This is a genomic window from Burkholderia sp. Ac-20384 (genome assembly GCF_017104605.1).
Classification (GTDB): Bacteria; Pseudomonadota; Gammaproteobacteria; order Burkholderiales; family Burkholderiaceae; genus Burkholderia; species Burkholderia lata.
This window is the reverse complement of sequence record NZ_JAAGPE010000003.1, coordinates 18910-31676: the sequence shown is the minus strand read 5'-3', so window position 1 is coordinate 31676 and position 12767 is coordinate 18910. Positions and strand designations below refer to the sequence as shown.

Below are 12767 nucleotides of genomic sequence, written 5' to 3'. Positions count from 1 at the left end.
TCCGCATGAACACCCCTCATCCTGCTACTCCAGAGCGATAACGATCATGTCGTCGGCTGCCCGCGAACAGCACGGCATGAACGACTTGTTCGCCGCGCGTTCCGCAGCGGTCAAATATTGATCCCGGTGATCGATGGCGCCCGACACGACCATCGTCTGGCAGGTTCCGCAGTTGCCGGCCTCGCAGGAACTCGGAATGTCGATGCCGGCCTCGACGAAGGCATTCAACGCGGTCTGGTCTTTCCCGACATGGATGATCTGCCCCGTTTCAGCGATCTCGACGTCGAACGCCCGGTCGCCGTCCTGCACCTCGACGGCGACACCCGTAAAGGATTCCGAATGGACGTGCGTATCCGGCCATCCCGATTGCGTCGCGGCCTGCTTCACCCATGTCACGAAGCCCGACGGGCCACACACGTACAGGTGCGTTCCGGCGGCCGGACTCGACAACACGGCGTTCAGGTCCAGGCGTCGATCGTCAGGCGCGTCGTCGAAATAGAGGTGTGCATTCCGCCGCCATCCGGACTGCCCGATTCTCGTCTGGAAAGCCATGCGCTCCGCGCTTCGCGTGCAGTAATGGAAATCAAAGCTGGCGCTGCGCGACGCCAGCGCTTCCGCCATCGCCAGGACCGGCGTGACCCCGATCCCGCCAGCCAGAAGAAGACTGTGCGTTGCGCCTTCCGCCAGCGGGAAATGGTTTTTCGGCGGGGAAATATCGAAGGTGTGGCCCACCTCGACCGTCTGGTGAATCGCGCGCGATACGCCACGCGATTCCGGTTCGAGGAAGATACCCAACTGATAGCAGTCCGTTGGGCCGGGCGTGTTGCACAACGAATACTGTCGCGACGGCAATCCACGCAAATGGACTTCGACGTGCGCGCCGGCCTCAAAGGCCGGGAGTTTCTGGTCTTCGTGAACGGCGTGCAATTCCAGCACGCAAATGTCCGGCGTTTCATTCCACTTCCGCGTGACTTTCACTGCAAAGGTAGCTGGCATTTCAACGTCTCCCCATTCCTGTTCGATACACGGCCGTCAGGCCGGCGATGCAAGTTCGACACTCCGATTGTTTGCCTTTCGTCGGGACCCATTGAAGCGCCGCGCGCAAGTTCCGGGCAAACCTGTCGCTCGGGCCTCCTCGTACTTTGGAATCGAAACAGGGTTTCCCCGAACCGCCGCAGGGTCGCAACAAGCGCAGCGCTCGCCACGCATCATCCGGCGGAACATGCGCCGGATTGCGCGCTTGCCATGCATGCGGATTCGGCGCCGAGGCAAATCGCGTTCCGGAATTTGACAAGACGCATGACGTCTCGTCGCAACGCGCATGACTGCGCTTTAAAGGGATTTCCCCGGCGCGTCCGCAAGCCACTTGTTGCTACACTGAAAAACGCAGCCAGCAGCGCAATGCGACGGACCGCGGATACCGTCCGACAGGCGCGCGGCCAACGGAGACACGATGCAGCCCGGAAAACTTTCCTCCTCGACTGTCCGTACGCGATGTCGCAACGGTCCATCCGGCATCGATACCGTGTGGCCCAAACCGCAGCAGGGGGAACGGATCGCAAACAAGGCCATGATGACGCCGCTCGCGCGCGGCCTGTCGATCCTGTCGGCCTTCGAGGGCCGCACACCGTCCCTGAGCAACCTCGACATCGCACACGCGACCGGCCTGCCGGCGCCAACCGTGCTGCGGCTGTCGCGCTCGCTCGTGACGCTCGGTTATCTCAACCACGATGAAGCCACTCGCAGATACTCGCTTGCGCCAGGCTCGCTGGCACTCGGCTATGCCGCGATTTCCGACGCCGACATCCAGCGCGTCGCCAGTGCGGAAATGCGCAAGTTCGCCGAAGAGACCCACACGCTCGTATTACTCGGTGCGCGGGATCGGCTCGAAGTGATCGTCCTCGATGCCCAGCGAAGCAGCGAGGCGATCTTCGATCTGCAACTGACGGCGGGAATGCGCGTCCAGATCGCATATTCGCTGATGGGCTGGACCTTGATGGCCGTTCTTCCGGAAGCCGAACGCGCCTATTTGCACAGGAAAGTGGAACGGCGGGCGGGCCAGCTATGGGCGCCGATCCGGCAACGCATGCTCGAGAAAATCGATCAGGTCCGGGACCTGGGCTTTGCGACCTTGCACGGACACTGGGAACCGGAAATCGCGGGCGTCGCCGCGCCGATCCTGCTGCCCGGCCGGCCTCCGGTCGTCCTCGCCTGCGTCAGCCGCGCGGGCGCGCAGTCGAAGGTTCAGGTCGAACGGGAACTCGGCCAGCGGCTCGCCGCGCTCGCGCGCACGCTCGAAGCGACGTGCCGGACGGCGACCGATTCGAACCACGGCGAGATGCCGCCCGAGCATCCATCGCTTCATCTCGAGGCCGCGACGCGTCGCCCGGCTCAAATCACGATGACACTGGATCGCGGGCTGCAACTGCTGCGCGCGTTTCATGCCGAGCGAGCACCCCGAACGATCCGGGAGCTCGAATGCGAGACCGGGATGTCGAGATCGGCCGCCGCACGCCTGACGTCGACACTCGTTCACCTGGGCTTCCTCCGCCGCATCGCGGGCAGCCCGCATCTCGAACTGGCGAGCGGCGTATTCACGATCGGCCAGGCGTTCGTCGAAACGAATGCGGTCACACGGCTCGCCGGCCCGGTTCTTCAACGGCTGGCCGATCGGCTCGGCGTCTGCGTTGCGCTCGCCGTGCCCGACCGGCTCGACATGCTGTATGTCGCGCATCGCACCAGCAGCCGGATTTCGACGTTGCGGCTGGGCGTCGGCTCGCTGGTGCCGATGAGCACCACGGCGATCGGGCGAGCCTGGCTGTGGGCGCTGCCGGATCACGAACGCGCACGTTACATGATGCCGTTGCTGGAGAAAGCTGGCGCGCAAGCCGTCGAGATCCGGAACCGCATCGAACGCGCATTCGACGAATTGCGCTCCACCGGCGTATGTACGTCGGTCGGCGAGTATCAGCGGCACTCGTACGGGATCGCACTGCCCATTCGCGTCGGCCGCTCGGCCACGCCGATGTCGCTCGCTTGCAGTGCGGTCGACGTCGATCCCGATATCGAGGCGATCAGGCGCCGGATCGCGCCGGAGCTCAGGCGCGCGGCGCTCGAGCTGACGGCCGTGCTCAACCACGCGCACTCGGCACCGTAACGATGCCGATCGCGGTTGCGCGACGCAACATGCCGCGTCACGCTGTCACGCCGTCATGCTTCATCGTGCGTAACAAGACTGACCGTCGTCATCGCAACGCCGTAGCATCTCCTTGCCTTGCTTCGGTCAATCATTCCGATTCGTAGTCCTCATATTCCTCTCGCCTGCCACTTCCAGTGCCTCGCCGGTTCGCGATGCGCCGCGCCGCACGTGTGCCCGACATCGAATATCCCGTGCTCAACGCCTGCACGAGTCCAATGTACGGAAAGCCTTCATCGAATCCGTTGACGCTCGCGCAATGTGCTTCGAAGATCGACCGGCACTTCAGGGTAATAAAACAGGAGACAGATCCAATGAGCATACCTGCCCGCAGCAAGTTGCAAGCCGCCGATTTTGACGTCGTGATCCGGTCGGGCACGATCGTCGACGGCAGCGGTGGACCATCCTACGTCGCCGATCTCGCGATACGCGACGGCAAGATAGTCCGGATCGGCCGGATCGCCGAGCGCGGTGTCGAGGAGATCGATGCGACCGGCCAGATCGTGACGCCCGGCTTCGTCGATATCCATACGCACTACGATGGCCAGGTCACGTGGGAAACCCGGCTGTCGCCCTCCTCGAACCACGGTGTGACGACGGTCCTGACCGGCAACTGCGGCGTCGGTTTCGCGCCGTGCCGGTCGACCCAGCGCGACACGCTCGTCAAGGTGATGGAAGGCGTCGAGGACATTCCCGAAATCGTGATGACGGAGGGCATCCCGTGGAACTGGGAGACTTTCCCCGAGTATCTGGATACGCTGAAGGCACGCCGATACGACATCGATTTCGCGACCCAGGTGCCGCACAGCGCGATCCGCGTGTATGTGATGAACGATGGCGACGGGCCGCCTGACGCGGCCCAGCTGCGGCAGATGACCGAGATCGTGCGCGACGCGATCCGGGCGGGCGCATTCGGCGTCAGCAGCTCGCAGCATGCGGGGCATCGTACGGTCGAAGGCGATCTTGCCCCGAGCGTGAAGGCCGCGACAGACGAACTGTTCGCCCTTGCGGAGGGCTTGAAGGAGGCCGACGGCGGGGTCTTTCAGGTCATCACCGACGGCTACAGCGCGAAGTCCGACGCGGCGAAGCAAATGGCCCTGATCCGCAGGATCGCGGAAATCTCGGGCCGACCGGTCAGTTACTCGCTCCTGCAGAAGGACCACTGCGTCGATCTGCCGGAAGCGATGCTCGCGCTCAACCGCCACGCACAAGCCGACGGGCTCCCGATCCGGGCCCAGGTTTTTCCGCGTCCCGTCGGGCTGATGTTCGGTCTCGGCCTGTCGTTCCATCCGTTTCGATTCCGCCCGAGTTACGAAGCCATTCACGCGCTGCCGCTCGACCAGCGTGTCGCCGCGATGCGCGACCCGGCCCGCCGGCAGGCGATCCTGTCGGAAACGCCGGCGCATCCCAATCCGGTGTTCGTCAACATCGTGAAGGACTTCGAGGATTCGTTCGTGCTGGGCGACCCGCCCAACTACGAACCCACGCCCGATCAGTCGATCCGGGCACAGGCACGGCGCACCGGCACCCCGCCCGCCGAACTCGTGTATGACCTGCTGCTCGAACGCGACGGAACCGCGATCCTGCTCGCCCCGTCTTCCAATTATTCGGAAGGCGACCTCGAGGCCGTGCGTCGCATGATGGTCGACGACAACACGCTGCTCGCGCTCGGCGACGGCGGCGCGCACTACGGGATGATCTGCGACTCGAGCTATCCGACGACGGTGCTGTCGTACTGGACGCGCGATCGGCCCGAAGGCCGCGTATCGCTCGAATGGGCAGTCAACAAGCTGTCGCGCCGCAACGCGCTGGCGATCGGCCTGACCGATCGCGGCCTGCTCGCCGAAGGGATGAAGGCCGACATCAACGTGATCGACTACACGAACCTGACGCTGCACGCGCCGCACCCCGTTCACGATCTCCCTGCCGGCGGTCGGCGGCTCGTCCAGTCCGCGGACGGCTACACCGCGACGCTCGTGAACGGTGTCATCACCTACCGCGACGGCCAGCCGACCGGCGCGCTCCCCGGCCGCCTGCTGCGGAGCGGCGACTATGCGTGATGCCACGATCGATCAACGCAGCAACATGCGCCTCGACGGCAAGGTCATCGTGGTGACGGGCGCGTTCGGGCAACTGGGACGCGCGGTCACCGACGCACTGCTGCACCTGCACGCCAGGGTGGCCATGCTCGACGTTCACGACGGCCGCGCGCCGGACGGCGCGCACGCATGGCGCGTGGACCTCGCGTCGCTGGACGACACGCGCACCGCGATGAACGAGATCGCGGCACAGTGCGGCCGAATCGACGGCCTCGTGAACATCGCGGGCGGCTTCACGTGGACAACGCTCGATGACAGCGACGACCTGTCGGAATGGCAGCGGATGGTAGCGATCAACACGACAACCTGCGTGACCGCATCAAAGGCCGCGCTGCCGCATCTCGTGCAAAGCGGCGGCGCGCGCATCGTCAACATCGGCGCGGCGAGCGCCGTGCGCGCGACCGCCGGCATGGGTGCCTACGCGGCCGCGAAATCGGCCGTCGCCCGCTTCACCGAAGCGCTGTCGGAGGAACTCAAGGTCCGCAACATCACGGTCAATGCGGTGTTGCCCGGCATCATCGATACCCCGACGAACCGCCAGGACATGCCCGATGCCGACTTCGACGCATGGGTGACGCCTCAGGACGTCGCAGGCGTGATCGCGTTTCTGTTGTCCGATGCGGCGCGGTCGATCACGGGTGCATTGCTGCCGGTAACGGGAGGATTGATGCGCACCTGACGCCGCCGGCCTCCGGCCGCCATGCGGCTGGAGGCCGGCATTTCGCTCGCCTCCAATAATTAGACATACGAATCAATAGACACACGAAATAAATCGACCATTCAGCCGCCGCTCACCGGCTCGGTCATGCCGGGCGACGGCGCGCGCCCACGGAACGACGTCCGTGACGACCAGGAGGAGATCATGAAACATCTGACGCAGAACGCCATCCACGAACCCGGCCCGCTCGACGGCCCGATTGCTCACGCGCCTTCCCGGCATGCGGCGCTCGACAGCCCCTACGCCTGGTATGCACTGATCGTCATGACGGGAACCTGTGCGCTGTCGTACATCGACCGGCAGTTGCTGAACCTGCTCGTCGACCCGGTCCGCCATTCGCTGCGGATCAGCGATACGCAATTGAGCCTGGTGCAGGGAGCGGCGTTCGTGGCCGCCTACCTGATCGCCGTCCCGCTCTTCGGGCGGCTTGCCGATACCGCGAACCGCCGCAACGTGCTGGTCGCGGGGATTGGGGCGTGGAGCCTGTTCACCGCACTGTGCGGGCTGGCCGACAGCTACGAAAAACTGTTCGCCCTGCGCTTTTGCGTCGGGGCCAGCGAAGCGTGCGTCATCCCGGTCTGCTACTCGCTGATCGCCGATCACTTCTCGACCCGACACATTCAGCGCGCCGTCAGCATCTTTCATGTGGCACCGCTGTTCGGCAGCGGATTCTCGCTCCTCGCGGGCGGTGCGGTCTTCATGCTGGCCGGCGAGATGCGCACGTGGCTGCCGATCCTGAACCCGCTCGCCACGTGGCAGATGGCGTTCGTGCTGATCGGGTTGCCCGGCCTGCTCGTCGCCGCCATCGTCGCCCTCACGGTGCGCGAGCCCTCGCGCCAGCAGGTGCGCCATTCGGCTGCCGGCGACCGGACCTATTCGCTGCGCGAAACGACGGCGTTCATCTGGCTGCATCGCGGCTTCTACGTCCGCATCTATCTCGGCATCGGTATGCTCGCGATGATGGTACTCGGCATGCCCGCGTGGCTGCCGACGTTCCTGGTGCGCGTCCACGGTGCCGCGCGCGCGACGGTCGGGTTCAACTTCGGCCTCGTGGTGATCGTCTTTGCGACGGTCGGCACGCTGATCGGCCCCTGGGTCAGTGCCGCCGTATTCGAAAAGCGCGGCTACGCGGACGCGCCGCTGCGCACGGCCGCCTGGTCGATCGTCGGTGCCGTGTTCTGCTGTGCGGCGATACCGTTCATGCCGGACATGCGCGGCACGCTCGCGATCACGGCAGCCGCCGTGTTCTTCTACAGCCTGCCGACGGGCGTGATGGCGGCGACACTGCAACTCGGCACGCCAGGGCGTATGCGCGGCACGGTCGGCGCGCTGTATAGCCTCTGCGGGCAGTTGATCGGCTTCGGACTGGGCCCGACCACCATCGCGCTCGTCACGGACAAGATCTTCAAGGATCCGAACAGCGTCGGCTATTCGATTGCGATCGTCTGCCCGATCGCGTCGATCGTCGCGTCGTGGCTGCTGTTCACCGCGCTGCGCCACTACCGGGCGCTGCTTCAGGCCACGCGGCAGCACGGCGGCGAACCGCCCCGCCGCACCTGACCGATCGAGGCCGCTCCGCCGGTCATCCAGACGACCGGCGGAGGGCCCCGCATTTGCCCACGCAAAAAACGACGGCCCGCTCAGCCCTTGCCGATCGCCGCGCGCGTGCCGCCATCGACAGGCAACACGGCGCCGTTGACGTATCGCGCGGCATCGCTGACGAAATAGAGGATGGCACCGGCCACGTCGTCCGGCTGCGCGATGCGTCCGAGCGGCGACGCACCGTACGGCCGGTAGCCGGATGCGGCGGTCGCACCGAGCACCTGCCCGAGCATCGGCGTCTCGACCGTGCCCGGCGCAACCACGTTGAACGTCACGCCGCCCGGCGCCAGCTCGACCGCAAAGACGCCCGACATCACGTGCAGCGCCGCCTTGGTCGCGCCGTAAAAGCCCGAGCCGGCCTTCGGGCTCATCCCGGCCACCGAGCCGACGAACACGACGCGCGACGGATCCGCCACGCTCGCGCCTCGCCGCAACCCCGGCAACGCCGCGCGCACGCAAAGCCACGGCCCCATCACGTTGACGCCGAACATCAGCTGCAACGCGTCAGGCGCATGATCGGCGAGCGGGCCGGGCCGGATCACGCCGGCAGAACAGATCAGCGCGTCGATGCGCACATCGTCGCGCAGGATGGCGGCAAACGCCTCGTCCACGCTGGCCGGGTCGGACACATCGCAAACGGCATGCCGGAAACGCTCGCCGGCCCCGAAGGCCTGCGCCTGTTCCCGCAACCCGTCGGCCGACAGGTCGAGTCCCCATACGTGCCATCCCTGCGCGAGCAGCTGCGCCACCGTGCAGCGCCCGATGCCCGATGCGGCACCGGTCACGACGGCAAGTTTTCCGATCGATTGGGTCATGTGCGGTCACTCCATGCTCGACGGACCGGTCGCATCCGGTCCGCCGCAGCCGGCGCGCAACACATCGAGGGTTCGGTTCATTCGGCTTGTCTCCCGGGAATTGAAGGGTTTTTCTCGGGAGACATTGAATATCCGCGTGCAGGCTTGCATCAACGGCGACGGCAACGTGTTGCCGTACATTGAAATCGGCGTGGCCTGCTCGGGCACGCTGCGGCCATCCGCTACGCCGCAGCTACGCCGCATCAATGCCCCGCGTCGGCCGCGACCAGAGCCTGACGCCGATACTGCATCGGCGAGCACGACATGATTCGCTTGAACGCAGCACTGAACGAGCTTTCCGACTTGTAGCCCAGCGAGAAAGCAATCGACGCCACGTTCTCGCTGCCGTCGCGCAGTCGCCCCGCCGCCATCAGCATGCGCCAGCGCGCCAGGTAGTCCATCGCCGTGCTGCCCACCAATGCCTTGAAGCGCTGCGCAAACACGGTGCGCGAAATGAGTGCGACCTCGGCGAGTTCTTCCAGCGTCCACGCACGGTCGGGCTGCGCGTGCATCGCGCCGATCGCGAGGCTGATGTGTCGATCGGTCAGTGCGAGAAACCATCCCTTCGGCAGCGCGTTCGATGTGCCGAGAAACAGCCGCAGCACCTGCACCAGCATCACGTGCGCGAGGTAGGTGGACATCAGCACGCCACCCGGCTGCGGCGTGTGCAATTCGGCGACCAGTTGATCCAGCGACCAGCGCAACACCTCCGCCTGGCTCGATGCCCGCGGGATGTTGATGATGTGCGGCAGCGCATCGAACAGAACGGCGGCATGGTTGCCGGAAAACACGAAGTGCCCGCAGACGAGCAGCACCTCGCCGCCGCCGTTGTGCAACGCCACCTGGTTATGGGTGATCGCGTCCATGAGGTGTTCCGCGTTCTGCGGCGGCAACGCCGGATCGGACGACAGGACGAAGCGGCTCCCGCGGTTCAGCAGGAAGCAGTCGCCCTCGTCGAAGCGGATCGGATGTTCGAGATCGTCCGACACACCCCAGCACGTGCCGCGCATCAGCGCGGCAAATTTGACGCCCTCGTGCGGCGGAAAGTCGAACGACCACGCGCCGGCGGCATCCAGGCCCGCGTAGTACTGGCTCCGGGGCTGGAGCAGCGAGAGCACGTCTGAAAGGGGATCCATCACGAAATCCGTACGATCGAATAAGAATTAGGTACTTTAAAGCATGGTTCGTACGCACCTCAAGGACTAACATGCCGCTATCGATTCACGATCGAATCACCGCAGAGGACCCCGAACATGAAATCCATGACGTTCAAGAACAGCTCGATCGACATGGCCGCGACCCTGTATTTCCCCGCCGGCTTCGACGAGAACCACACGTATCCCGCCATCGTCGTCACCCATCCGGCGGGCGGCGTGAAAGAACAGACCGCAGCCATCTATGCGGGCAAGCTCGCGGCCGAAGGCTTCGTCACCCTCGCGTTCGACGCGTCCTTTCAGGGCGAGAGCGGCGGCGAGCCGCGCCAGCTCGAAAACCCGTATGCGCGTGTCGAGGACATCAGCGCGGCCGTCGACTACCTCACGACGCTGCCTTATGTCGATCGGGAACGCATCGGCGCAATGGGCATCTGTGCGGGCGGCGCCTATACGGTGACCGCTGCGCTGTCCGATCGCCGCATCAAGGCCGTGGGCGCCGTCAGCGCGACCAACTACGGCGCGATCCTGCGCAATGGCTGGGAAGGCCGCAGCGACCTGAGCGGTGCGTTCGCGATACTGGAGAACGCCGCGAAAACCCGTACCGACGAAGCGAACGGCATCGACACCGTCTACTACCCGATCGTGCCGACGACCGCAGCAGATGCACCGAATGCGGACCTGGCCGAAGCGGTCGAGTATTACCGCACACCGCGCGCGCAGTGCGCCACGTCGCCGAGCACCGCGCCGGTGCGCAGCCTGATGCAACTCGTGACGTTCGACGCGTTCCACCTGGTCGAGCTGTTCCTGACCCAGCCGATCCAGCTCGTCGCCGGCGAGGAAGCGGGCACGCGCTGGATCAGCGAAGACCTGTTCCGTCGCGCCGCGAGCAAGGACAAGCACCTGCACATCGTTCCGGGCGCATCGCACGTCGGCCTGTATGACAAGCCGGACTGGGTCGGCGAAGCGATGTCGAAGCTCGGCCCGTTCTTCAAGGCCAAGCTCTGAGCACATGCGCCGCCCGGACAATCGACGCCGGGCGGCGTTGCGTATGGACCCGGCTGGATCGGCCGGCACGCCGGCGCCCCGAAGGCCCGTGCGTGACGCATCCCTCCAGCCTCCATTCATCGCCAACCATCTGGATACCAAAACAATGTTCAGCCATGTCAACCTGGGCAGCAACGACCTTGAACGATCGCGGAAGTTCTATGACGCCGTGCTCGCCGTCGTCGGTGCGGCGCCTGGCGCCGATATCGATTTCAACTCGCCGCGCATCGTGTACCAGCACGACGATTGCCTGCTGGTCATCACGTCACCGCTCGACGGCAAGCCTGCCTCGATCGCCAATGGCGGAACCATCGGGTTTGCGATCGGCAGCATCGAGCAGGTCGAGGCCTTTCACGCCGCCGCCCTGGCGCACGGCGGCAGCACCTGCGAAGATCCGCCGGGCGAACGGAGCACGCCGTTCGGCGCGTTTTACCTCGCCTACGTGCGCGATCCGGACGGCAACAAGCTTTGCGCGTTCCACAAACCTGCATGAGCAAGCGGGATTCGGGCTGCCGGCGTTGACGGGCGGCACGATCGCCGTCGCATGACGGCCGATCCGGCTGCCGCTCGTGCCGCTCCAAGCCCGATCCGTTCCGCCGGCCGCTCGCCGCACGCCGCTCACCGTGAGTGGCGCGCACCGCCGGCTACATCCCCATGTACGCCCGCCGTACGTCGTCGTTCGCCGCGAGGTCCGGTGCCGGCCCGTGCGCCACCACCATGCCACCTTCGAGCACGTAGCCGTAGTCCGCGATGCCGAGCGCGATCTCCGCGTTCTGTTCGACCAGCAGCACGTCGACGCCGTCCCGGCTGACTTCGCGCACCACCCGTGCGATATGGTCGACGACGGCCGGCGCGAGCCCGATCGTCGGCTCGTCCAGCAGCAGCAGCTTCGGTTCGGCCATCAGCGCACGCGCCACCGCCACCATCTGCTGCTGGCCGCCGCTCAGCGACCCGGCCGGCTTGTCGAGCTTCGCGGTCAGGTCCGGCAGCAACGACAGGCAGCGCGCCATGCTGCGCGCGATGCCCGCGGTGTCGCGCCGGCTGTATGCGCCGAGCTCGAGGTTCTCGCGCACGGTCATCGGACCGAACAGCCGGCGCCCTTCGGGCACCATCGCTAGCCCATGCCCGACGAGCGCGTTCGGAGGCAGCCCGCCCACCGGGCGGCCGAACAGGCGAACCGCGTCGCGCGCCGCGGGCAACAACCCGCTCACGCATTTCAACAGCGTGGATTTGCCGGCGCCATTCGCGCCGATCAGCGTGACGACCTGCCCGCGCATCACGCGCAGGCTCACGCCATGCAACGCGGGCACGACGCCGTACGCTGCGTTCAGGTGGGTCACCTCGAGGGTGGGCGCGTCAGTCGACATTCACGTTCCCCAGATAGGCGGCCAGCACATGGGGATCCTCGCGGATCTCGGCCGGCGTGCCGGTGGCCAGCAACTGACCGTGATGCAGCACGTAAAGCCGGTCGCAGGTTCGCATCACGGCTTTCATGTTGTGTTCGACGAGCAGGATCGACGTGTCGAAGCGATCGCGAATCGTGCGGAACGTCTCGAGCACCGCGGCCACCTCGGTCTGGTTCAGGCCCGTCAGCGGCTCGTCGAGGCACAGCAGCCGCGGCCGCGGCGCGAACGCGATCGCGATGCTCACCAACCGCTGCAGCCCGTGCGGCAAGTCGCCGGCGGTGTCGCCGAGCACCTGCTGCAGCCCCACCAGCTCGGCCGTTTCCCGCACGCGCCGCGCGCGTTCGCGGTGACTCGTCCCGCGCATGCCGCCGATCGCGCCGATCAGGATGTTGTCCTCGACCGTCATCGTGCGCATCAGGCTGCCGTGCTGGAAGGTCCGTACGAGCCCGTGCCGGCTGATCGTCTCCGGGGAGCGGCCCGTCATGTCGTGCCCGCCGATTTCCAGCCGGCCGCCGCTCGGCGCGAGAAAGCCGCTGAGCAGGTTGAACGTCGTGCTCTTGCCCGCGCCGTTCGGGCCGATCAGCCCGAGAATCTCGCGCTCGCGAATTTCGAGGCTCAGGTCCGACACGGCCAGCAGCCCGCCGAAGCGTCGCGACAGGCCCTCCGCGCGCAGCCGGAGCGACGGCGTGTTCAT

At 66.0% G+C, this 12767-nt stretch carries 11 protein-coding genes; 6 read left to right on the top strand and 5 right to left on the bottom strand.

Going from position 1 to position 12767, the window contains the following annotated elements; genetic code table 11:
* Positions 1-24: 24 nt before the first annotated feature.
* On the bottom strand, positions 25-996 hold the full coding sequence (locus tag G3O00_RS01145; RefSeq protein ID WP_206141740.1) for a PDR/VanB family oxidoreductase: 972 nt from the start codon (positions 994-996) through the stop codon (positions 25-27).
* Positions 997-1570: 574 nt separating this feature from the next.
* Between G3O00_RS01145 and G3O00_RS43220 the strand changes: the two genes are divergently transcribed.
* The 4 genes from G3O00_RS43220 (at position 1571) to G3O00_RS01120 (ending at position 7573) form a co-directional block, all read left to right on the top strand.
* Positions 1571-3157 (top strand): helix-turn-helix domain-containing protein, encoded by a 1587-nt coding sequence (locus tag G3O00_RS43220; RefSeq protein ID WP_241024885.1) that lies wholly within the window; start codon positions 1571-1573, stop codon positions 3155-3157.
* Positions 3158-3441: 284 nt separating this feature from the next.
* Entirely contained in the window at positions 3442-5256 is a 1815-nt protein-coding gene (locus G3O00_RS01130) for an amidohydrolase family protein (protein WP_241024884.1), read from the top strand.
* Positions 5249-5974, top strand: a complete 726-nt coding sequence (locus tag G3O00_RS01125; protein WP_174929027.1) for an SDR family NAD(P)-dependent oxidoreductase — start codon at positions 5249-5251, stop codon at positions 5972-5974. Before G3O00_RS01130 ends, G3O00_RS01125 begins: the two co-directional genes overlap by 8 nt.
* Positions 5975-6157: 183 nt before the next feature.
* Complete coding sequence (locus G3O00_RS01120; RefSeq protein ID WP_241024883.1) at positions 6158-7573, top strand: MFS transporter; 1416 nt, start codon at positions 6158-6160, stop codon at positions 7571-7573.
* Between the two features lie 80 nt (positions 7574-7653).
* Here the strand turns inward: G3O00_RS01120 and G3O00_RS01115 are convergent, their stop codons facing one another.
* Together G3O00_RS01115 and G3O00_RS01110 are read right to left on the bottom strand one after the other, a co-directional pair.
* Entirely contained in the window at positions 7654-8430 is a 777-nt protein-coding gene (locus tag G3O00_RS01115; RefSeq protein WP_206141738.1) for an SDR family oxidoreductase, read from the bottom strand.
* A gap of 242 nt (positions 8431-8672) precedes the next feature.
* Positions 8673-9605, bottom strand: coding sequence for an AraC family transcriptional regulator (locus G3O00_RS01110; RefSeq protein ID WP_206141737.1), 933 nt, complete (start codon positions 9603-9605; stop codon positions 8673-8675).
* A gap of 117 nt (positions 9606-9722) precedes the next feature.
* On the opposite strand from G3O00_RS01110, the gene G3O00_RS01105 reads away from it, so the two are divergent.
* On the top strand, positions 9723-10628 hold the full coding sequence (locus G3O00_RS01105; protein ID WP_206141736.1) for an alpha/beta hydrolase: 906 nt from the start codon (positions 9723-9725) through the stop codon (positions 10626-10628).
* Between the two features lie 145 nt (positions 10629-10773).
* Positions 10774-11160, top strand: coding sequence for a VOC family protein (locus G3O00_RS01100; protein ID WP_206141735.1), 387 nt, complete (start codon positions 10774-10776; stop codon positions 11158-11160).
* 151 nt (positions 11161-11311) lie between these two features.
* Here the strand turns inward: G3O00_RS01100 and G3O00_RS01095 are convergent, their stop codons facing one another.
* Both G3O00_RS01095 and G3O00_RS01090 read right to left on the bottom strand, forming a co-directional pair.
* Positions 11312-12034, bottom strand: a complete 723-nt coding sequence (locus G3O00_RS01095; protein WP_174929022.1) for an ABC transporter ATP-binding protein — start codon at positions 12032-12034, stop codon at positions 11312-11314.
* Complete coding sequence (locus G3O00_RS01090; protein WP_206141779.1) at positions 12024-12767, bottom strand: ABC transporter ATP-binding protein; 744 nt, start codon at positions 12765-12767, stop codon at positions 12024-12026. Before G3O00_RS01090 ends, G3O00_RS01095 begins: the two co-directional genes overlap by 11 nt.

Bases quoted from the DNA above. Each gene is read 5' to 3' on its own strand.
- G3O00_RS01145 (WP_206141740.1), bottom strand. From the start codon at position 996: ATGCCAGCTACCTTTGCAGTGAAAGTCACGCGGAAGTGGAATGAAACG.
- G3O00_RS43220 (WP_241024885.1), top strand. From the start codon at position 1,571: ATGATGACGCCGCTCGCGCGCGGCCTGTCGATCCTGTCGGCCTTCGAG.
- G3O00_RS01125 (WP_174929027.1), top strand. From the start codon at position 5,249: ATGCGTGATGCCACGATCGATCAACGCAGCAACATGCGCCTCGACGGC.
- G3O00_RS01120 (WP_241024883.1), top strand. From the start codon at position 6,158: ATGAAACATCTGACGCAGAACGCCATCCACGAACCCGGCCCGCTCGAC.
- G3O00_RS01115 (WP_206141738.1), bottom strand. From the start codon at position 8,430: ATGACCCAATCGATCGGAAAACTTGCCGTCGTGACCGGTGCCGCATCG.
- G3O00_RS01110 (WP_206141737.1), bottom strand. From the start codon at position 9,605: ATGGATCCCCTTTCAGACGTGCTCTCGCTGCTCCAGCCCCGGAGCCAG.
- G3O00_RS01105 (WP_206141736.1), top strand. From the start codon at position 9,723: ATGAAATCCATGACGTTCAAGAACAGCTCGATCGACATGGCCGCGACC.
- G3O00_RS01100 (WP_206141735.1), top strand. From the start codon at position 10,774: ATGTTCAGCCATGTCAACCTGGGCAGCAACGACCTTGAACGATCGCGG.
- G3O00_RS01095 (WP_174929022.1), bottom strand. From the start codon at position 12,034: ATGTCGACTGACGCGCCCACCCTCGAGGTGACCCACCTGAACGCAGCG.
- G3O00_RS01090 (WP_206141779.1), bottom strand. From the start codon at position 12,767: ATGAACACGCCGTCGCTCCGGCTGCGCGCGGAGGGCCTGTCGCGACGC.